The sequence below is a fragment of the uncultured Caulobacter sp. genome (genome assembly GCF_937900395.1).
Taxonomy (GTDB): domain Bacteria; phylum Pseudomonadota; class Alphaproteobacteria; order Caulobacterales; family Caulobacteraceae; genus Caulobacter.
This window is the reverse complement of record NZ_CALCDX010000014.1, coordinates 40326-59726: the sequence shown is the minus strand read 5'-3', so window position 1 is coordinate 59726 and position 19401 is coordinate 40326. Positions and strand designations below refer to the sequence as shown.

Sequence of the window (19401 nt, the reverse complement as noted above, 5' to 3'; positions counted from 1 at the left end):
GGAGTTCAGACGTGTGCTCTTCCGATCTGACTGCGGCGACTACATCATTGTTACCAACTGCGAAAAGGTAAAGTTTACCGGTAACAAAATGGACGAAAAGATCTACGATACCTTCAGTGGTTATCCCGGAGGCCGGAAAGAAGAAACCGCCAAGAGCCTGATCAAGCGCAGGCCCGAGGTGCTGATCGAAAGAGCGGTTAAAGGAATGCTTCCCAAGAACCGTTTGGGCCGTAAGATGTACAAAAAACTGTTTGTATACCAGGGTGCCGAACATCCGCATGGTGCGCAACAGCCCAAAGAACTGAAATTCTAATTCAAACAATCAAATTACCAATAAGCAATAATGGAAAAGCAAAAAAATGCAGTTGGCCGTAGAAAAGAAGCGGTAACCCGTATCTTCCTGTCGAAAGGAGATGGTAAGATCACCGTGAACGGCAAAGACTATAAAACATATTTTCCGCTGGTATACCTGCAAAACCAGGTAGAAGCGCCGCTGAAGACCGTTGAGTCGGTTGATAAATTCGGCGTGGTGGTTAATGCAACCGGCGGGGGCGTTAAAGGCCAGGCCGAAGCGGCTAAACTGGGCATCGCCCGGGCCCTGGCCATGGCCCCCAAGGTCATGCTGTTCGACGAGCCGACCTCGGCGCTGGATCCGGAAATGGTCGGCGAGGTGCTGGAGGTCATGCGGGGCCTGGCCGCCTCGGGCATGACCATGATCGTCGTCACCCACGAGATGGGCTTCGCCCGCGACGTCGCCGACCGGGTGATCTTCATGGACGAGGGCAAGATCCTCGAGGCCGGCCCGCCGGCCCGTTTCTTCGAAGACCCGCGCGAGGCGCGCACCCGCGCCTTCCTGGGCCGGCTTAGGGCCTGAGCGCGGGACCCGCGCTAGCTGAGGCGCGGGGACGAGGCGATCGCCAGGCGGCGCTGGCGCGCGCTGGTCCCCCAGGCCTCGCCGAACGCCTCGTCCACGTCATGGAGCTGGGCCGACAGCGCGTTGAGCCCGCGGGTGATGTGCTTTTCGACGGCGCTCGTGGAGATGCCGTGACGGGCGGCCACGGCCTTGAGGCTCTGGCCCTCGACCCGCACGGCCAGCAGGATCTCGCGGGTGCGGTCCGGCAGCTGGGAGAGGGCCTCGCGGGCCGCGGCCATCTCCTGGCGCGCCTGCAGGATGCGGATCGGCGAGAGCTCGTCGCGCGGATGGGTCTCGGGCGACAGCTCGCAATGGTGCTGGACGCAGCGCGAGCGGTTTCGGCGATAGAGATCCACCAGGGTCGTGCGGACCACCTGGTAGAAATAGCGCTTGGGAAAGCGGATGTCCCAGCGGCCGTCGCGGGTGTGCAGCTTCAACATCACGTCCTGGATGACGTCGTCGATCTCGCTGCTGTCGAGCCGCCGCGCTAGATAGCTCCTCAGTTCAGGCGCGAAGCGCCAGAAGTAATCGGCCGGACTTGTGGTCAGAAGGCTGTCGAGTGCGGCGGCATTGGCCATGTACTCGTGAGCCGGTGCTGCGGTCTGCGACAATTTCAAACGCCCCCAGTACGCTCGTCGATCGTGTAACTAATCTCAAAGCTGTCGTTATCGTCTGATGCGCGCCGGCCCCCTGATCTGCGGTCGTCTCAAGGGTCCAGCCACGCCTCACCGTCATGAAACTGTTCCACAGGCCCGGCTGTGATGTCTTCCCAAACTGGCCCGCGCTCGCGCGCCTTAGGTGGAGAAAATTTGGCGTTTATCGCCAGGTGTGGGTTTTTCTGCGATCGATGGAGCTAGTGGTGGGAATCTGAGTGGCAGGGGGCCTTCGCCAAAACCGGGTGTCTTGGCGGCTGATCGCTCGATGGCGATCTATCAGGCATCATGGCATTGGGAAAAAATCACCGTATGAGCGCCAATTCATGGGAAAATTGGTGAAGACTTTTGATGGGGCGATCGGCAGGTTTGACGGCCTTGGCGCGAAGGGCGCGGAAGGCGCGCGCGCCGACCCGCCGCCGCGCCCTGGTCATGTCCTAAGCAGGGTTATTGTCATGCTCGCGGGTTCGATCGGCCTGGCCGCCTCCCACCGTTTCGCCACCCCGCCGCAGGCCCCGTCGGGGCGCGGCTGCGATCAGGCCCTGGCCGCGCTCGGGGCGATGGCGGGCCTGGTCGGCCGCACGCCGCTGCTGGCCATCGACCTGACCTGGCGCGGCCGGCCGGCCACTGTCTACGCCAAGGCCGAGCTCTATAACCTGACCGGCAGTATCAAGGACCGCATGGCCTGCAGCATCATCGGCGCGGCCTATGAGCGGCGCGAGCTCGCGCCCGGCCAGGAGATCGTCGAGGCCACCAGCGGCAACGCCGGCATCGCCCTGGCGGCCCTGGGCCGGGCCTTGGGCCATCCGGTGACCATCTTCATGCCTGACTGGATGAGCCTGGAGCGCCGGGCGCTTCTGACCAGCCACGGCGCGACCATCCGCCTGGTCTCCAAGGCCGAGGGCGGCTTCGTCGGCTCGGTAAAGATGGCCGAGGCCTATGCCAGCGCCAAGGGCGCCTTCCTGTCGCGGCAGTTCGCCAATGACGACAACTGGCGCGCCCACTATCACGGCACCGCCGAGGAGCTGCTGACCCAGATGGCCGCCCATCGCCTGGCCCCCGACGCCTTCGTGGCCGGGGTTGGCACCGGCGGGACGGTGATGGGCTTTGGCCGGCTGTTCCGCGATCGCGGCCTGTCGGCCGCCGTCCATCCCGTCGAGCCGGCCGAGTCGCCGACCCTGTCGACCGGCCACAAGGTCGGCCATCACCGCATCCAGGGCGTCTCCGACGAGTTCATTCCCGACATCGTCAAGCTGAGCGAGCTGGCCCCGGTGATCGCCGTCCATGACGGCGACGCCATCCTGATGGCCCAGAAGGTCGCCCAGCAGCTGGGCCTGGGGGTGGGGATCTCCAGCGGCGCCAATCTGCTGGCCGCCATCAAGGTGCTGGAGGAGCGGCCCGACGCCCGCGTCGCCACGGTGCTGTGCGACAACCACGCCCGTTATCTCTCCACGGCCCTGGCCCAGGAAGAGCCGGTGCGGGCAGGTTATCTGACCCCCGAGGTCGAACTGCTCGGCTGGCGAGCGCTCTAGCCGCGGGAGGGGGCTGGCGGCCTGGACTGTTCGCTCAAGCTGAACGGGCGCCATTGCAGCACAAGCCGAGCTTCCTCGGCGCTCAGGCCGACGGCGAGCCGGTCCGGCAAGGGCTGGCTGTTGAGATCGATCGCGCCTTAGAGGACGCGGCGCTGGCCGGGCGATGTTCCCGCGCCGGGATGAAATCGACGAACCGTTGCCATCGCGCCGCTGCGCGGCTTGACATCACGAATTTTCTAGAAATATCGTTGTGTCATGTCGCAGCTCACCGAAGATGACGCCGCCGCCGGCCTCTCGGCCTTGGGAAGTCCCGTTCGCTTGCGCGTCTTTCGGCTGCTGGTGCGGGCCGGCGACGAGGGGGCCAATGTCACCGACCTCGTGCGGCTGAGCCACATCCCGCCCTCGACCCTGGCCCATCACCTGGCCGCCCTGTCGCGCGCCGGCCTCGTGCGCCAGGAGAAGCGCGGTCGCGAGCTGATCTGCACGGCCGACTATGGCCGGGTGAACGCGCTCGCCGCCTACCTGACGGAGAACTGCTGCGCGGGCCTGGGCTTGGGTTGCGCTCAAGACAGCGCCGCCTGAATTTTTTGGCTTCACGTCACCAGTTTTCTAGAGATTTCGTGATGAAGGGACCCGCCGCTTGACCGACTTTCCCGCCCTCAGCCCGGCCTTCGCCGATCGGCCCAGTCTCGCCAAGCTCGAGCCGGCCACGGTCTCGACCCATCCGCCCCGCATCCTGCTGCTCTATGGGTCACTGCGCGAGCGCTCGTTCAGCAAGCTTCTGGTGCTCGAGGCCCAGCGCCTGCTCGAGGCGATGGGCGCCGAGACCCGGGTCTTCGATCCGGCCGGCCTGCCGCTGCCCGACGCCACCCCCGCCGACCATCCCAAGGTCCAGGAACTGCGGGCGCTCTCCGAATGGTCCGAGGGGCAGGTCTGGTGCAGTCCCGAGCGCCATGGGGCGATCACCGGCATCATGAAGGCGCAGATCGACTGGATTCCGCTGGAGATCGGCAGTGTGCGGCCAACCCAGGGCAAGACCCTGGCGGTCATGCAGGTCAGCGGCGGCTCGCAATCTTTCAACGCGGTCAACACCCTGCGCCTGCTGGGCCGCTGGATGCGGATGATCACCATCCCCAATCAGTCCTCGGTGGCCATGGCCTACAAGGAGTTCGACGAGAACGATCGCATGAAGCCGTCGAGCTACTACGACCGCGTCGTCGACGTGATGGAGGAGCTCTACAAGTTCACCCTGCTGACGCGCGATCGCGCCGACTACCTGGTCGACCGCTATAGCGAGCGCAAGGCGGCTGGGCGGGAGACGCATGAACATCTGCTCGGCGCCAAGGCCATGGAGCACGAGGCGGCGAAGGTCGTGGCATGAGCGGGCTTAGCACCCGGGCCGCCACCTTGGCCGACGCCCCGGCCATGACCAGGATCTACAATCAGGGCATCGAGGATCGCATCGCCACCTTCGAGACGAGCCCGCGCGGCGTCGAAGCGATCGAGGCCTGGCTGGCCAGCGGTCTGCCGGTGGTGGTGGTCGTCGACGCAGCCCAGAACGTGGTCGGCTACGCGGCGACCTTCGCCTATTCGGATCGCTGCTGCTACGCCGGCATCGCCGAGTTCTCGGTCTATGTCGCTCGCGACCATCGCGGGACGGGCGTGGGCAAGCACGCCATGGCCGCCCTGATCGAGGCGGCCAGGGCGCAGGGCCTGCACAAGCTGCTGTCGCGGGTCTTCGTCGAGAACAGCGCCAGTCTGGGCCTCCTGCGCAGCCAGGGCTTTCGCGAGGTCGGGGTCCACCAGCGCCATGGCCAGCTCGATGGCGTCTGGCGTGACGTGGTCGCCGTCGAGCGCCTGATCGAAGCGTGATCAGCCCGCGCGCCGCGGTGCTCCGGCTGGGCGTCACCCAGACCCTAGGCTACGCGTCCAGCGCCTATCTGCCGGCGGTGCTGGCCGCGCCGATGGCCAAGGATCTGGGGCTGGCCACGCCAACGGTGTTCGCCGCCTATGCCGGCGCGCTCCTGGTGACGGTGGCGCTCGGGCCAGGCATTGGCCGGCGCGTCGATCGCCACGGCGCGCGCGGCGTGCTGATCCTCTCCAACCTCGTCCTGGCCGCCGGCCTGATCGCCCTGGCCTTGGCCCAAGGGGCGTGGCTGCTGTTTGCCGCCTGGGCGCTGATGGGTCTTGGCATGGCGCTGGGTCTCTACGACGTCGCTTTCGCCGGTCTCGTGGGTTGGTTTGGCGCGGCCGCGCGCGGGCCGATCACCGGCGTGACTCTGATCGCCGGCTTCGCCAGCACGATCAGCTGGCCGCTGACCGCCCTTGCCGCTGAGCACCACGGCTGGCGCGCGGCGTGCCTGATGTGGGCCGGGGCGCAGCTGGCGCTGGCCCTGCCGCTGCATCTCACCTTGCCCGCCGGGCCTGGAGAGGCCGGTGAGGCGGTCGACCGTCCGGCGCGGGTCCCTGCCAATCCGCCGCTTGGGGCGGTGCTGCTGCTGGCCAGCGCCTTCGCGGCGATGAGCGCGGTCGGCGCGGCCCTGGGCGCTCAGCTGCCGCTACTGCTCAAGGGGCTGGGCGCGACGCCAGGCCAGGCGCTCGCCGCGGCCGCCCTGGTCGGGCCGGCCCAGGTCCTGGCGCGACTGGCCGAATGGGGTCTGGCGCGGCGGCTGCATCCGCTTAACGCCGCCCGCATCGCCGTCATGCTCTTGCCGATCGGCGCGGGCCTGGTCCTGGTGAGCGGCCCCCTGGGCCTGATGGCGCTGGCCGCGCTCTACGGGGCGGGCAACGGGCTCTTCACGATCGCCCGCGGCAGCGCGCCGCTGGCGCTGTTTGGGCCGGGCGGATACGGCGCGCGCCTGGGGCTGATCGCCATGCCTGGCCGGCTCTCCCAGGCGCTGGCCCCGTTCGCCTTCGCCCTGGCGATGGGGATCTCGCCGATCGTCGCCCTGATGGCCGCCTGCCTGGCCTGCCTCACGGCCCTGGCGCTGATGGCGCCGCTGTCGAGCCGACAGGCAGAGACCGCTTAAGGCGATTTGATCACGCCGACGAAGGCGCGGCGTGTCATTGAACTTTCTTATTATTCGAGTATGTTCGAATTATGGAATCAAAAGCCGCCGTCACCGCGCTCAGCGCCCTGGCCCACGAAGGGCGCCTGGCGATCTTCCGCCTGCTGGTCAGGACCGGGCAGGGCGGCATGGCCGCCGGCGAGATCGCCCGCACCACTGGCATCATCCCCAACACCCTGTCCTCGGGGCTCAATATCCTCAGCCACGCCGGCTTGATCGACTCGCGCCGCGAGGGCCGCTCGATCATCTACACCGCTCGCTATGGGGCGATGACGCAGCTCTTGGCCTTCCTGATGGACGACTGCTGCGGCGGGGCCCCGGAGGTCTGCGCGCCGCTGAGCGATATCCTGGCCCGCGCCGCGGCCTGCGACGGGACCTGCCTCACGACCCTGGAGACGACGCCATGACCGCCCAGACCCGTCCTTACAACGTGCTTTTTCTCTGCACCCACAATTCGGCGCGCTCGATCGTTGCCGAGAGTATCATGAACCGGGTCGGGGCGGGGCGCTTCGTGGCCTATTCCGCCGGCTCGATGCCGAGCGGCAAGGTCAATCCCCACGCCATCAGCCTGCTGCAGCGCCTCAACTACAAAACCGACCAGCTACGCTCCAAGGGCTGGAACGAGTTCTCGCGGGAGAGCAACCCCGACGCCCCCGAGCTCGATTTCGTGTTCACCGTCTGCGACAACGCCGCTGGCGAGATCTGCCCGATCTGGCCCGGCCAGCCGATGAGCGCCCACTGGGGAATCCCCGATCCGGGCCAAGCCGGCGGCTCCGAGGCGGAGATCGCCCTGGCCTTCGCCGAGGCCTACCGCCAGCTCAACAGCCGCATCACGCTCTTCTGCGCCTTGCCGATGGCCTCGCTCGACCGGCTGTCGCTGCAGAAGCGCCTCGACGAGATCGGCAAGTCGGTCGCGCCTGACGAGAGCGCCGCCTAGTCCTTCGCCGCCCGACCAGGATCCTGAATGTCCATCTTTGAACGTTACCTCACCGTGTGGGTTGGGCTTTGCATCGTCGCCGGCGTCGCGCTGGGCCATGTCTTCGCGCCAGTCTTCCATCTGATCTCCGCAGCCGAGATCGCCAAGGTCAACCTGCCGATGGCGGCCCTGATCTGGCTGATGATCATCCCGATGCTGATCAAGGTCGACTTTGCGGCCCTGGGCCAGGTCGCGCGCCACTGGCGCGGGATCTCGGTGACCCTGCTGATCAACTGGCTGGTCAAGCCGTTCGGGATGGCGTTGCTGGGCTGGATCTTCATCAGCCAGCTCTTTAGGCCCTATCTGCCGGCCGACCAGATCGACAGCTACATCGCCGGCCTGATCCTGCTGGCCGCCGCGCCCTGCACGGCCATGGTCTTTGTCTGGAGCAACCTGACCAAGGGCGAGCCGAACTTCACCCTGAGCCAGGTGGCGCTGAACGACAGCATCATGGTCGTGGCCTTCGCGCCGATCGTCGGCCTGCTGCTCGGGCTTTCGGCCATCACCGTGCCCTGGTCGACCCTCACCCTGTCGGTGGGGCTCTACATCGTCGTGCCGGTGCTGGCCGCCCAGCTGATCCGCAAGGTCCTGCTTGCCAAGGGCGAGGCGGCCTTGAACCGCTTTCTGTCGGTGATGCAGCCGCTGTCGATCGTGGCGCTGCTGGCGACCCTGGTCATGCTGTTTGGCTTCCAGGGCGAGCAGATCCTCAGGCAGCCGTTGGTCATCGCCTTGCTGGCCGTGCCCATCCTGATCCAGGTCTATGTTAATTCGGGCCTGGCCTATCTGCTCAACCGTGTCAGCGGTGAGGCCCATTGCGTTGCCGGGCCCTCGGCCCTGATCGGGGCCAGCAACTTCTTCGAACTGGCGGTGGCCGCCGCCATCAGCCTCTTTGGCTTCCAGTCGGGCGCGGCCCTGGCCACGGTGGTCGGGGTGCTGATCGAGGTGCCGGTGATGCTGTCGATCGTGGCGATCGTGAACGCCTCCAAGCCCTGGTACGAGCGCGGTCAGGCCGTGCGCAAGGTCGCCGCCGCGCGCGGCGACACAGCCTTCAAAGCGTAGGACGGTGACGTATGAGCGACCCTGATTTCCCGGTGGTGATCTACCACAACCCCAGCTGCGGCACGTCCCGCAACGTCCTGGCGATGATCCGCGCCGCCGGCTACGAGCCCAAGGTCATTGAGTATGTGCAGGCCGGCTGGACCCACGCGCAGCTGCGCGACCTGGCCGGCGCGGCTGGCCTGACCTTCCGCCAATTGATGCGCACGCGCGGCACGCCGGCCGAAGAGCTTGGCCTGACCGCCGAGGGGAGCGGCGAGGATGCGATCCTCGACGCCATGGTCGCCCATCCGATCCTGGTCAATCGACCGCTGGTCGTCACGCCGCGCGGCGTCAAGCTCTGCCGGCCCTCGGAGGTGGTGTTCGATCTCCTCGATCGTCACCCCACTGGCTTCACCAAGGAAGACGGCGAGGTGGTCGACCTGTCGGCTCGCCCCTAAGGGCGACATGGCAGCGGAGGCGCGCTTTGCGCTCGATCATGGACGTGGTTCAGCGCGGGGCTAGTCTCCGCGCGGAACAGGAGAATGCTCATGCTTGAGTATCGCGTTACGGCCCGACGCGTTGACCAGCACGGCTCGGTGGCGGAAGCCAAGGCCGCCGCGGTCGTGCTCGACACCGATCTGGCCGGCCGTTCGGACGCCTTCAATCCCGCCGAACTCTTCCTGGCCGCGATCGCCGCCTGCATGATCAAGGGCATCGAACGCGTCACCCCAATGCTCGACTTTGATCTTCGCGGGGTCGAGGTTCGGCTGCACGCGGTTCGTCAGGATGCCCCGCCGCTGATCACGTCGGTCGACTACGTGTTGATCGTGGACACCGATGAGAGCGAGCAGCGGCTGGAGCTGCTGCACAAGAACGTGCGCAAGTACGGCACGATCTCCAATACCGTCGCGCTCGCCACGAAACTGGAAGGGGTCATCCAGGCCCTGAAATGACAACGGCAGAGCGTGACAGACGAAACCGGGCGCCGGCCCTTAATCTGACATTCCGATCGTCTGTCTGGGGTGGATGGCGGCCGCCCTCTCCCACAAGGGGAGAGGGATAGGGTCCGCCAAGGGGCGAAGGACGCCTTGGCTTTTGGACGCCAAGCGGACATTTAGATCGCCGGCGCGAGCGATTTTCGGAGTTGGGGGACACCGCCCGCGGGTGAGGGAGCGGCCTGAGGGCGACCTCCTCGGCTACCGCCTGAGACAACGGCGAGTCTTTTGACCTCGATCAAGCCAAGCTTGCCGAAGTTCGTACCTGATGGAACGGTCCATATGGATGGACTTCGCCCAGACCATTTGGCGAGGCTGTGGTGTCAGATCGCAAGTTTGACTGGGCTTTCGATGAACTCTGGCCGCGACGGTTGCCCGCGCCGCCATCGGCAATGGTCCAACCGCTCGGCTTCCCCGGCGTGAGACTGACTTTCGAGGAGGCGGAAGCGTCCCTCGAGTCCGCCGCCGAGCGCCTGGCTCTGCCCCATCCTCGGCTCGGCGGCGAGCAATTCAACGTCCTGGCGATCTCCGGCGGCGCGGCTGGCGGCGCTTACGGCGCCGGAGTGCTCGTCGGCCTAGGCCTGGCGGGACGTCGTCCCCGGTTCGATATCGTGACTGGCGTTAGCACGGGAGCCCTCATCGCGCCTTTCGCCTTCCTGGGCTCGGCGTGGGATGATCGTCTGAAAGAGGCCTATACCGGGGGGCGGGCCGCCGAGCAGTTTCGCTGGACGGCGTTGGCGGGCGTGTTTCAGGGTGGTCTGCTCGCGGCCGAGAGCCTTGATGGCCTGATTGCCCCATTCGTCGACGAAACGATGCTCGACGCCATCGCCGCCGAGCATCGCCGCGGTCGTCGCCTGCTGATCGCCACGACCGATCTCGACAGCCAAACGCCCGCCATCTGGGACATGGGCGAGATCGCGTGTCGAGGCGGCCCCTCGGCGGTGGAAATGTTCCGGCTTATCCTCGCGGCGTCGGCGAGCCTGCCGGGCTTGTTTCCACCGCGCCTGATCCGCTGCGAGGCGGCGGGGGAGCCCTTCGACCAGCTACACGTCGACGGGGGCGTCACCGCTCCGCTCTTCGTCTTGCCCGAAGCCCTGCTGAGATGGCGCCGGGTGGGGCGGCGATTGCGACGGGGGCGCATCTACGTCCTTATCAACACTGTGATCGTTCCCTCGCCACGCACGACCTCGCCAAGTCTGGCCGCGGTTCTGGTCCGCAGCTTCGATACAATGTTGCGCGTTTCCTATCGGCAGGCGCTGAACGTCGCGACCGCCTTCTGTATCGGCAACAACATCCCCTTGAGCGTCGCTTCTATTCCCGACACGTCAGCCGCCACGGCGAACGGCGCGATGCTCGACTTCGACACGGAAGCCATGAAGTCCTCGTTCGAGGCTGGCTGCGCCGCCGCCCGGGCGGAAGGCTTCTGGCAAGCCCCGGCCGTGCGGCTGGAGCCGTGGGAGGAGCTTGTGAACCGGCTATGACCCTTTTGCGCCCGGGCGAAACCTGTTGGCGTGTGGAGGCGGCCCGGCGGCTGGCCTTCCTGATCGACGCCCAAGCCTACTACGCCGCCCTGCTGGAGACGTTCGAACGGGCCAAGCAGTCCATCTGGATCCTGGGATGGGCCTTCGACCCGCGCACGCGCCTCGCGCCCGACGGTCACGAGGGGCCAAACGACCCCGATGAAATCGGACAGGTGCTCATTCGCCTGACCGAGGCCAACCCGGCCCTCGACGTGCGCGTGCTGATCTGGAAGTCGACCCTTTCGGTCAACGGCAGCCACGCGATCCTGGAGCATCGGGCGCGTAAGGCGTTCCAGGATACGGCCGTCCGATATCGCGAGGATGGCGAGATCCCGTTTGGAGCGTGCCACCACCAGAAGGTCGTGGTCGTCGATGGCGAGATCGCGTTCTGCGGCGGCGCCGATATCGCCGCGAACCGCTGGGATACGGTCTGGCACCACGACGATGACCCGCGCCGGATCCTGCCGCACAAGGCTCGCCACGCTCCGCGGCATGACGTGATGGTGCTGGTCGAGGGGCCGGCCGCCGCCGCCCTGGCCGATCTCTTCAGGACGCGATGGGCCCGCGCCTGGAGCGATGACTTCGCACCTGAGCCCAGCGGGGCCGAATGGCCTCAGGACCAGTCAGCTCACCTGTCGGACACGCCGGTCGCCATCGCGCGGACCGAACCGGCTTATCGGGGCCGGCCGCTGATCGACGAGATCCTCCGGCTTCACCTGGCGTGCATCGCCAGCGCGCGGGAGGTCATCTATCTAGAGAACCAGTATTTCACCTCGCAGCTGCTGGCGGATGCTCTGGCGCTGCGGCTGTCCGAACCAGAGGGGCCCGAAGTGATCCTGGTGCTCACCGGGAGGGCGCCAAGCTGGTTCGACCGACTCACCATGGATCCGGCCCGCGCGCCGCTGATCCGGCGACTGCTCGCGGCGGATAAGCATGGCCGCTTTCGCGTCTATGCACCGAATACGGCTCGCGGCAGGCCGATCGTGGTGCACTCCAAGGTCAGCCTGTTCGATGATCGTGTCGCGCGTGTCGGCTCGGCGAACCTCAACAATCGGGCCGAGGGGTTCGACACCGAATGCGAAGTCGCGATCGAAGCGCGGGATCCGAGAACCCGGCGTGAGGTTGCTCAGCTGCGCGATGTTCTCTTGGCCCATTATCTCGGCGTCTCCGAAGCGAGGCTCGCCGCGACTCGGCGCGAGCAAGGCAGGCTCATCGACGCGATAGAGGCGCTCAACGGCCCAGGGCGCCTGCGGCCGATCAGGCCGGGGCGGAGTGGGTGGTGGGGCGCCATCGTATCGGCCTGGCGGCTGGGCGATCCAGCGCGTGCGACCGAGAGTTGGCGACTGGTCAAGGCGCGCCGCCGTCTTCCGTGGCCGCGCGACGCGTCTGGCCCGTCGGGCTGGACGGTGGCGGCGGCGCCCTGCAAGCTCGGCGACGGCGACGGCGCCGGATGAAGCTATGACGAAGAAACGCGCATCGATCGGACCGGCCCGGCGGATCGCCGCGAAGTCGCGGCGCCACCGCAGGGCCCTGACCGGCCTGGGCGGCGCGCTGATCGTGGCCGGCCTCACCGCCGTCGCCCTGCCGCACGTCGCGCCGCTGCTCATCGGAGCCGCCGCCGGGTGGCTGCTTTGGTTGTTCGGCGCGGCGATGTTGCTCGTGTCGCTACTGATCGCCACGGGCAAGTCCCTGTGGGGTGGGATCGTGGCGAGCTTGGCGGCCGTTGTCGCCGGCGCCTTCCTATTCTTCCATCACGAGGTGGGTCTGATGGCCGCCACGCTGCTGATCGCCGCGGTCCTGATCCTCGACGGCGCCAGCGAGCTCGTTCTGGCCTTGGATCTGCGGCCCGCGCGCGTCTGGCGCTGGGTGCTGGCCTCGTCGATCGCCAGCGGCCTGGCCGGGGTCGCGGTGGCGGGCGCCGGACGGGCGCGGGATTTGACGGCGATTTTCCTGGGTCTGGCCTTGGCCAGCACCGGCGCGGCGCTGATCTCCCTGGGGAGCCGCCGTGCGGGGCGGGGGCTGGCGAGCGCCGTTCAGGCCGGCGGGCCTAGGACCTCGCCAAGGACGCCCTCCACATAGATCATGCGGACGAGGACGTAGGCGACTACCGCGAGCGGCGTGGCGAACAGGACACCCAGAGGGCCGAGCAGGACGCCCATGGCCAGCACGGCGAACAGGGTGACCGCCATCGGCAGTTGCGCCAGCTGCCGCAAGACCAGTGGCGTGATCAGGTTGGCCTCGAGCTGCGCCGAGACCAGATAGACCAGCCCGGCCCAGAGCAGGGTCTGCGGACCGGCTTCGAGCGCGACCAGAAGTCCGGGCAGGGGCGCGACCATCGGGCCGATCACCGGAACGAACTGGCCGATCCCGGCGATCAGGCCGAGCGCGGCGGCGGAGGGGACGCCCACGACCGCCAGGCCGATTCCGGTGGTGACGCCGACCAGCGCCATGGAGCACAGCTGACCGACAAGCCATTGCCGCAGGGCGCGATGGATCTGGTCCAGCACTTGTCTCGCCCGTTCCCGGCGGGGACGCGGGAAGAGCATCAGTACGCCATCGACGTAGGAGGCGGGGTGGTAAGCCAGATAAAGGCCGGCGAACAACACGATGATCGTCCCGGCGAGACCTCCGGCTGCGTCGGCGGCGAGCTTGGGGCCAAGGCTTACCAGCCATTCGAACCCGCGCCATTGCTCCAGCTTGGCGAGAGCCGCGCCGCCGAACGGCGTCGAGGACAGCCGCGTGTCCAGCTCATTCCAAGCGCGTGGCAGGACATCGTTCAAGGCGATGAACTGCGCCTCGGCCTGTCGGCCGAAGATCCAGACTGTGGCCGCGACGCAGACGACCACCACCACGACGGCGAGCGTCAACGCCAGGGGGCGCCGCAGGCCAAGACGACGATGTAGCGGTTCGGCGATCGCCTGCAGAAGCACGGCGACCAGAACGGCGCCGAACGCCATCAAAATCACGTTGGCCAAGCGGATCGCCAGCAAGGCCAAGCCGATGATGGCGGCGACCAGCACGACGTTGTGCTGGACCGAGCCGCTAGGCGAGGGTGTTGGGCTCGTCGACCTCATGTCGGCAGCTAGCCTCACGCGATCACCGCCAGCCTTGATCCCGGTCAAGATCGTTCATCAAGCTTGAGCTGGGTCAAAGCGTAGCCGCTGACCTCCGCTAGCTTGCCAGGGCGTGCGTTCCAGAGTGGCGGATTTGCGCGCGGGCCAAGGGCACTCAGTCATGCGATTCCGGGACATTCTCCTGCAGATCGACAGCTACCCGGCCTCCACCCCCGACCAGACCATCGAGGAGGCGGTCGCTTTCGCCAAGGTTCTGGACGCGGAGCTTGCGGTGCTAGCCCTACAGGTCGACATTCCTCTGTCCAGGAACGCCATCGCCGAGGCGTTGATCAAGCTTGGCGGGCTGGAGCGGGACTGGGAAGATTCATGCTTGGCCAGTTGTCGCCAAGCCGTTCAACGTTTCGAGAGCGCCGCCCGCGCCGCCGGCGTCTTCGCGGGCGCGGAGATCCACCGGATCAATCTCCTCAAGGCCGACGATAGCGTGGCGCAGCGCGTCCGCGCCCGCGACCTGTGCTTGGCGGCGTTCGCCGAACGGTTCGACGAGCAGGTCGAGTGGGTAAAACGCATCATTTTCGCATCGGGCCGACCTGTGGTCGTCATGGGCGGAAGGCCGCTGCTGGCCGAGGGGCGGGTGGGCGATGTCGCGGTGGCTTGGGATGGCGGTCGCCACGCCGCCCGCGCCTTGGCTGACGCGCTACCGATCCTCGAGCAGGCCCGAGCGGTGAGGATCGTCACCTTCGTCAACGAGAAGGTGGCGGCCAAGCCGGGGCTCGCCGCCGAGGCGGCTAGGCATCTGGCGGCCCACGGGATCCACGCGGCCGTCGACGAAATCGACGCCTCGGATGTGAGCATCGGCCGGGCGATCGACACCTATCTCGCCCGGACGCCCGCCGACATCCTGGTCATGGGCGCCTCGGGCCGCGCGCCAATCCTCGAGTTCGTGATGGGCGGAGCTACCGACCACGTCCTGCGCAATGTGCCCACCGCGCTATTTCTATCGCACTGAGCGACCGGATAGCCGGCCACGCCGCGGATTGGCGAACAGCGCCGGTGGAGACTGAGGCGCTCAAGCGGCAAGGCTTCGCCGCGCCGGTTTGCGTGGTCGTACGCGGTGTTCGGCGAGGATGCGCTGGCGCGGCTCGAGGCCGTGCCTAATAGTTCATTTCGACCGACTCCATCGAACACCCGACAAACGCCATCGCGCTCGCGGAACTCTTTGTCGGCGCCTAGGCGGGAAGGCGAGGAATTGCGGAGGATCAAGGCCCAAGCCATTCTCGTTCTGAAGATGACGGGAGGCGGTGGATCGGGGAGGGTCGACCATGTCTGTCAGCGACCCGGACCCGCCAGCGGGGGTGGCCTTGCGGATCAGAGACCTGTGCAAGGTCTATCCGACAGGGGGCGGCGATGTTCACGCGCTAAGGGGCGTTGATCTGACGATCGCGGCCGGCGAGGTTCTGGTGCTGCTGGGACCTTCGGGCTCGGGGAAGTCGACGCTGCTCAACATCCTCGGCGGCCTCGACCGCGCCACGTCTGGTTCGGCCCGGTTCGGTGAATTCGAACTGGCCAGCGCGAGCGCCGCGGCGCTGACCCGGTATCGACGCGAGAACGTCGGCTTCATCTTCCAGTTCTTCAATCTCGTGCCCAGCCTGACGGCGCGGGAGAACGTCGCCCTGATCACCGAAATAGCCGCCAATCCGATGCGCCCTGAGGACGCCTTGGCGCGCGTTGGCCTGGCCGACCGAATGGACCACTTCCCCGCCCAGTTGTCCGGCGGCCAGCAACAGCGCGTGGCCGTGGCGCGGGCTATCGCCAAACGGCCGGCGTTGCTGCTCTGCGACGAGCCGACCGGCTCTCTGGACAGCGAGAGCGGCGTCCAGGTGCTTGAAGCCATCGCCGAGGTCGCGAGCGAGGTCGGCGCCACGACGATGATCGTGTCCCATAACGCGTCCATCGCCGCGATGGCCGACCGGGTCATCCGCTTTCGCGATGGCCAGATTACCGAAATCTCGACCAATCCTCATCGGATTCCACCACGGGAGATGCGCTGGTGAGGCCCGCGCCGCTCGACCGCAAGCTGCTGCGCGATCTTTGGCGCATGCGCTGGCAAGTGGGGGCCATCGCGCTGCTGATCGCCTGCGGCGTCGCCGTGGCGGTGATGGCCTTCTCGGCCCAGCGCGCCCTGGCTGAGGCCCAGAGGACCTTCTACGCCGAGACCCGCTTCGCGGACGTTTTCGCCAGCGCCAAGCGGGCGCCGATCTCCCGCGCGCGTGATCTGGCCGCCATCAACGGGGTGATCGCCACGGATAGCCGGATCGTGCAGTCGGGTCTGATGGACGTGCCTGGTCTCCAACGCCCGGCGACGGCGAGGCTGATCTCCCTGCCGGACGATCCCGGGCGGAGCCTGAACCAGGTTCGTCTCGTGCGAGGCCGCATGCCGGATCCGACGCGGGTGGGCGAGGCGGTGGCGCTCAAGACCTTCATGGACGCCGCCGGCGTGCGACTGGGTGAACCTCTCAAGGCCACGATCAATGGCCGCGAAATCATCCTGACGATCGTGGGGGCAGTCTTGTCGCCCGAATATGTCTACGTGCCGTCCTCCGAGTCCTTCATGCCAGACGACGCGCACCAAGGGGTGTTGTGGGCGCCGCGCCGGACGGTTGAGCGCGCGGGCGGAATGAGCGGGGCGTTCAATTCCGCGAGCCTGGTGCTGGCGTCGGGCGCGTCCTTGCCGGCCGTGCTGGCCGAGGTCGACCGCTTGCTCGCGCCCTACGGCGGGCGCGCCGCTTACGCCCGCACCGACCAGGCTTCGCACGCCTTTCTGGACGCGGAGCTGAAGGAGCTGTCCACCTCGGCCTCGATCTTGCCGCCCGTCTTCCTGATCGTCGCCGCCAGTCTCATCCATCTGGTCGTCACCCGTCTGGTGGATGCGGAGCGAGAGCAGATCGGTCTGCTCAAGGCGTTCGGTTACCGCGACCGGGACGTGGCGTGGGTCTATCTGCGCATGGCCGCCGCGATCGGCCTGGTCGGGGCGCTAGTGGGCGGAGCGGCCGGCGGGGCGCTCGGGGCCGCCATTGTCGACATCTACCGCGCCTACTTCCGATTTCCCGTCCTGAGCGTCCATTTCCATTGGACCGCGTTCCTCGCGGCCTCCGGTGTCTCGGTGGCCGCGGCCGCCGCGGGCTCCCTGGCGGCCGTGCGGCGCGTTGTAGCGGTGTCGCCAACCGTGGCCATGCAGCCGCCCAGACCCGCCGTCTACGCTGTCACGCCGCTCGATCGCCTGACGACAGGAGAGGCGTTTGACCAGGGCAGCCGAATGATCGTGCGCGGTTTGGAGCGCTTTCCAGGTCGCGCTCTGCTGACGACGATCGGCCTTGCGGCCAGCCTGGCCTTGCTGGTCGGGACGCAGTTCTTGTTCGACGGCGTCGATCAGGTCGTCGATGCGACCTACTATCGGGTCCAGCGCTGGAGCGACGCCATCAGCTTCGTCGAGCCGAGGGACGTGGCGGCCGTCCGTGACGTGGCGCGACGGCAAGGCGTCTACGCCGCCGAGCCCACGCGCGTCGTGGCCGCTCGCCTAAAGGCCGGCGCCCGTCAGGAAACGGTTCGCATCCTCGGGCTTGAGCCAACATCCCACCTCCATCGTCCCCTCGACGCGGCCGGGCGGCGCGTGCCATTCGAAGGTCGGGGCCTGGTGCTCAGCGAGGCCCTAGCCACCCGCCTTGGCCTGGGAGCCGGCGACACCGTGTGGACGGAAGTTCTCGACGGCTCTGGTCCGAGCGCGCTCTTGCCCATCACCGGTCTGGCGCGGGATTACAGCGGGCTGACCGCTTACATGAGCCGCGCGGCGCTCAACAGGGTGATGGGCGAGGGCGATCTGGCCAGCGGCGCGGAGTTGCTGGTCGCGGCCGACGCCCGGCCGGGCTTCTACCGCGCTATCGAACGCACGCCGCAGATTGCCGGCGCCTCGTCTCGCGACGACACCGTGACTAGTTGGCGCCTGGTGATGGCCCAGTCGTTTCGGACCGCGATCATCTTCTATCTCGGCTTCGCCGGAGCGATCGCGTTTGGCGTGGCCTACAACACCTGTCGCATCGCCCTTTCCGAACGCGGGCGCGATCTAGCGACCCTGCAGGTGCTCGGCTTCGGACCCGTCACCTGCGCCTACGTCCTGGTGGGCGAGCTGATCATCCTGAGCCTCCTGGCCATTCCCATCGGCGCGCTAGGCGGTCAGGCGCTAGCGCGTGGACTGGTGGCCGCCTATTCGCGCGAGGAGCTTCGCCTGCCGGCTGTCATCAACGTCGACAGCTACGCGGTGGCGGTCACCGTCTACCTCGCTATCGTGATCGTAGCCTGCGGCTTGGTTGCTCGTCGCGTCTGGGCGCTTGACCTCGTGGCCGTTCTTAAGACGCGGGAGTAGACGATGGACAGGATCGCTTGGCCTCGCTGGGCTCTGTTGGCGGCGCTTTTGCTCGTGGCGGTGATCGCCGTGGCCGTCATGGTCGCGCCGCGCTCCGTATCGGTGACGCTCGCCCCCGTCACCATTGGGCCCATTGCCGACAGCGTCGCCGATCAGGGCTATGCGCGCGTACGGGAGGCCTATGTCGTTTCGGCCCCGGTTTCGGGACGCCTGCAGCGCCTGGACTTGCATGTCGGCGATCGGGTCGAGAAGGGCGTGACCATCATCGCGCGCATCCTGCCGTCCGGGGCCGAGCTTCTTGATCCCCGAGCCCGCGCCCAGGCCGAGGCGAGCGTCGCGGCCGCGACCGCGGCCGTCGCTAGCGCCCGTGCGCAACTGGACCAGTTAGTCGCCGGCGCCCGTCAAATCGAAGGCGATCTCGCGCGCCAGCGTGAATTGGCCGGCAAGGGCTTCGCCTCTTCTCAAGCTCTGGAGACCGCCGAGAACAAGGCGCGCGCCGCGCGCGCGGGAGTCCGCGCCGCCCAGGCTGAATTGGGCGTGCGCCGTTCCGAACTCGGCGTCGCGCGGGCGGCCCTGATCGGCCCCGAGAGAGAAGGCCGGGGCGCGGTCGCGGTCAACGCCCCAGCCTCCGGCTATGTCACCCGGGTGCTGCAGGAGAGCGAGCGCACCGTCGCCGTCGGCGCGCCGTTGATCGAGGTCAGCGACAAGGGCGGGCTCGAGGCGGCCATCGAGTTTCTCTCCCAGGATGCCGTGAAGGTCCGCGAGGGAATGGCTGCGGAGGTGTTCGACTGGGGCGGCGCGCCGCTGCCCGCCGTGGTTCGCCGCATCGAGCCCCAGGGCTTTACCAAGGTCTCCGCGCTCGGTGTTGAAGAGCAGAGGGTTCTCGTGTTCCTGCAGATGAGCGGGGACCCGGAGCGCTGGGCCAGCCTTGGCCCCGGCTACCGCTTGTGGGGCAGGGTGTTCCTGCGGCGGGAGCCCAGAGCGCTCAAGGTTCCCCTCGGCGCCCTTGTGCGTCAAGGCGGCGGTTGGGCGGTGTTCAAGGCTCAGGCGGGCCGGGCGCGCGTGGCGCCCGTGGACGTCGGGGCGATGACCGATCGCGAGGCCGAGATCCTCAAGGGGCTCCGCGCCCAGGAACAGGTCGTCCTGTTCCCGTCGGATCAGATCCGCGACGGCGTTCGGCTCAAGCCACGGGCGAACTAGGGGCTCCAGACGCTG

The 19401-nt window shown here is 67.5% G+C and carries 20 protein-coding genes; 18 read left to right on the top strand and 2 right to left on the bottom strand.

The window, feature by feature from the left end:
* Positions 1-343: 343 nt before the first annotated feature.
* Positions 344-874 carry a 30S ribosomal protein S9 gene (gene rpsI, locus Q0379_RS01180; RefSeq protein ID WP_299003340.1) on the top strand — a complete coding sequence of 177 codons (531 nt, stop codon included), beginning with the start codon at positions 344-346 and terminating at the stop codon, positions 872-874.
* Between the two features lie 14 nt (positions 875-888).
* On the opposite strand, the gene Q0379_RS01175 is transcribed toward rpsI, so the two are convergent.
* A complete protein-coding gene (locus tag Q0379_RS01175; RefSeq protein WP_299003338.1) occupies positions 889-1524 on the bottom strand; it encodes a sigma-70 family RNA polymerase sigma factor in 636 nt (211 codons plus the stop codon).
* A 497-nt stretch (positions 1525-2021) separates the two neighbouring features.
* Between Q0379_RS01175 and Q0379_RS01170 the strand changes: the two genes are divergently transcribed.
* From Q0379_RS01170 to Q0379_RS01110, 13 genes are all read left to right on the top strand, one after another.
* Entirely contained in the window at positions 2022-3098 is a 1077-nt protein-coding gene (locus tag Q0379_RS01170; protein ID WP_299003333.1) for a PLP-dependent cysteine synthase family protein, read from the top strand.
* A gap of 255 nt (positions 3099-3353) precedes the next feature.
* Complete coding sequence (locus Q0379_RS01165; protein WP_299003330.1) at positions 3354-3680, top strand: metalloregulator ArsR/SmtB family transcription factor; 327 nt, start codon at positions 3354-3356, stop codon at positions 3678-3680.
* A gap of 58 nt (positions 3681-3738) precedes the next feature.
* On the top strand, positions 3739-4479 hold the full coding sequence (arsH, locus tag Q0379_RS01160) for an arsenical resistance protein ArsH (protein ID WP_299003327.1): 741 nt from the start codon (positions 3739-3741) through the stop codon (positions 4477-4479).
* The gene (locus Q0379_RS01155; RefSeq protein ID WP_299003324.1) at positions 4476-4970 is read left to right on the top strand and encodes an arsinothricin resistance N-acetyltransferase ArsN1 family A; all 495 of its coding nucleotides are present in this window, start codon (positions 4476-4478) and stop codon (positions 4968-4970) included. The genes arsH and Q0379_RS01155 overlap by 4 nt, the downstream gene beginning before the upstream one ends.
* Positions 4967-6127: an MFS transporter gene (locus Q0379_RS01150; protein ID WP_299003321.1), complete on the top strand. Its 1161-nt coding sequence runs from the start codon at positions 4967-4969 to the stop codon at positions 6125-6127. The genes Q0379_RS01155 and Q0379_RS01150 overlap by 4 nt, the downstream gene beginning before the upstream one ends.
* 71 nt (positions 6128-6198) lie before the next feature.
* A complete protein-coding gene (locus Q0379_RS01145; protein ID WP_299003318.1) occupies positions 6199-6573 on the top strand; it encodes a metalloregulator ArsR/SmtB family transcription factor in 375 nt (124 codons plus the stop codon).
* Complete coding sequence (locus Q0379_RS01140; RefSeq protein ID WP_299003316.1) at positions 6570-7103, top strand: arsenate reductase ArsC; 534 nt, start codon at positions 6570-6572, stop codon at positions 7101-7103. The genes Q0379_RS01145 and Q0379_RS01140 overlap by 4 nt, the downstream gene beginning before the upstream one ends.
* A gap of 27 nt (positions 7104-7130) precedes the next feature.
* Positions 7131-8201 carry an ACR3 family arsenite efflux transporter gene (gene arsB, locus Q0379_RS01135; protein WP_299003314.1) on the top strand — a complete coding sequence of 357 codons (1071 nt, stop codon included), beginning with the start codon at positions 7131-7133 and terminating at the stop codon, positions 8199-8201.
* 11 nt (positions 8202-8212) lie between these two features.
* Positions 8213-8638, top strand: coding sequence for an arsenate reductase (glutaredoxin) (gene arsC, locus Q0379_RS01130; RefSeq protein ID WP_299003312.1), 426 nt, complete (start codon positions 8213-8215; stop codon positions 8636-8638).
* A gap of 90 nt (positions 8639-8728) precedes the next feature.
* Positions 8729-9133, top strand: coding sequence for an OsmC family protein (locus tag Q0379_RS01125; protein WP_299003311.1), 405 nt, complete (start codon positions 8729-8731; stop codon positions 9131-9133).
* Between the two features lie 461 nt (positions 9134-9594).
* Entirely contained in the window at positions 9595-10656 is a 1062-nt protein-coding gene (locus Q0379_RS01120) for a patatin-like phospholipase family protein (protein WP_299003310.1), read from the top strand.
* A complete protein-coding gene (locus Q0379_RS01115; protein ID WP_299003309.1) occupies positions 10653-12149 on the top strand; it encodes a phospholipase D-like domain-containing protein in 1497 nt (498 codons plus the stop codon). The genes Q0379_RS01120 and Q0379_RS01115 overlap by 4 nt, the downstream gene beginning before the upstream one ends.
* A gap of 4 nt (positions 12150-12153) precedes the next feature.
* Positions 12154-12774: a DUF308 domain-containing protein gene (locus Q0379_RS01110; RefSeq protein ID WP_299003306.1), complete on the top strand. Its 621-nt coding sequence runs from the start codon at positions 12154-12156 to the stop codon at positions 12772-12774.
* Here the strand turns inward: Q0379_RS01110 and Q0379_RS01105 are convergent.
* A complete protein-coding gene (locus Q0379_RS01105) occupies positions 12729-13769 on the bottom strand; it encodes an AI-2E family transporter (protein WP_299003303.1) in 1041 nt (346 codons plus the stop codon). The genes Q0379_RS01110 and Q0379_RS01105 overlap by 46 nt on opposite strands.
* Positions 13770-13929: 160 nt before the next feature.
* On the opposite strand from Q0379_RS01105, the gene Q0379_RS01100 reads away from it, so the two are divergent.
* The 4 genes from Q0379_RS01100 (at position 13930) to Q0379_RS01085 (ending at position 19386) form a co-directional block, all read left to right on the top strand.
* A complete protein-coding gene (locus Q0379_RS01100) occupies positions 13930-14775 on the top strand; it encodes a universal stress protein (protein ID WP_299003301.1) in 846 nt (281 codons plus the stop codon).
* Positions 14776-15088: 313 nt separating this feature from the next.
* Positions 15089-15820: an ABC transporter ATP-binding protein gene (locus Q0379_RS01095; protein ID WP_299003299.1), complete on the top strand. Its 732-nt coding sequence runs from the start codon at positions 15089-15091 to the stop codon at positions 15818-15820.
* Positions 15817-18186 carry an FtsX-like permease family protein gene (locus Q0379_RS01090; RefSeq protein WP_299003297.1) on the top strand — a complete coding sequence of 790 codons (2370 nt, stop codon included), beginning with the start codon at positions 15817-15819 and terminating at the stop codon, positions 18184-18186. Before Q0379_RS01095 ends, Q0379_RS01090 begins: the two co-directional genes overlap by 4 nt.
* Before the next feature lie 3 nt (positions 18187-18189).
* Positions 18190-19386 (top strand): HlyD family efflux transporter periplasmic adaptor subunit, encoded by a 1197-nt coding sequence (locus Q0379_RS01085; protein WP_299003295.1) that lies wholly within the window; start codon positions 18190-18192, stop codon positions 19384-19386.
* The last annotated feature ends 15 nt before the right edge of the window (positions 19387-19401 follow it).

Bases quoted from the DNA above. Each gene is read 5' to 3' on its own strand.
- Q0379_RS01125 (WP_299003311.1), top strand. From the start codon at position 8,729: ATGCTTGAGTATCGCGTTACGGCCCGACGCGTTGACCAGCACGGCTCG.
- Q0379_RS01140 (WP_299003316.1), top strand. From the start codon at position 6,570: ATGACCGCCCAGACCCGTCCTTACAACGTGCTTTTTCTCTGCACCCAC.
- Q0379_RS01145 (WP_299003318.1), top strand. From the start codon at position 6,199: ATGGAATCAAAAGCCGCCGTCACCGCGCTCAGCGCCCTGGCCCACGAA.
- Q0379_RS01095 (WP_299003299.1), top strand. From the start codon at position 15,089: ATGTCTGTCAGCGACCCGGACCCGCCAGCGGGGGTGGCCTTGCGGATC.
- arsC (WP_299003312.1), top strand. From the start codon at position 8,213: ATGAGCGACCCTGATTTCCCGGTGGTGATCTACCACAACCCCAGCTGC.
- Q0379_RS01155 (WP_299003324.1), top strand. From the start codon at position 4,476: ATGAGCGGGCTTAGCACCCGGGCCGCCACCTTGGCCGACGCCCCGGCC.
- Q0379_RS01115 (WP_299003309.1), top strand. From the start codon at position 10,653: ATGACCCTTTTGCGCCCGGGCGAAACCTGTTGGCGTGTGGAGGCGGCC.
- Q0379_RS01165 (WP_299003330.1), top strand. From the start codon at position 3,354: ATGTCGCAGCTCACCGAAGATGACGCCGCCGCCGGCCTCTCGGCCTTG.
- Q0379_RS01170 (WP_299003333.1), top strand. From the start codon at position 2,022: ATGCTCGCGGGTTCGATCGGCCTGGCCGCCTCCCACCGTTTCGCCACC.
- arsB (WP_299003314.1), top strand. From the start codon at position 7,131: ATGTCCATCTTTGAACGTTACCTCACCGTGTGGGTTGGGCTTTGCATC.
- Q0379_RS01085 (WP_299003295.1), top strand. From the start codon at position 18,190: ATGGACAGGATCGCTTGGCCTCGCTGGGCTCTGTTGGCGGCGCTTTTG.
- Q0379_RS01105 (WP_299003303.1), bottom strand. From the start codon at position 13,769: ATGAGGTCGACGAGCCCAACACCCTCGCCTAGCGGCTCGGTCCAGCAC.
- rpsI (WP_299003340.1), top strand. From the start codon at position 344: ATGGAAAAGCAAAAAAATGCAGTTGGCCGTAGAAAAGAAGCGGTAACC.
- Q0379_RS01100 (WP_299003301.1), top strand. From the start codon at position 13,930: ATGCGATTCCGGGACATTCTCCTGCAGATCGACAGCTACCCGGCCTCC.
- Q0379_RS01110 (WP_299003306.1), top strand. From the start codon at position 12,154: ATGACGAAGAAACGCGCATCGATCGGACCGGCCCGGCGGATCGCCGCG.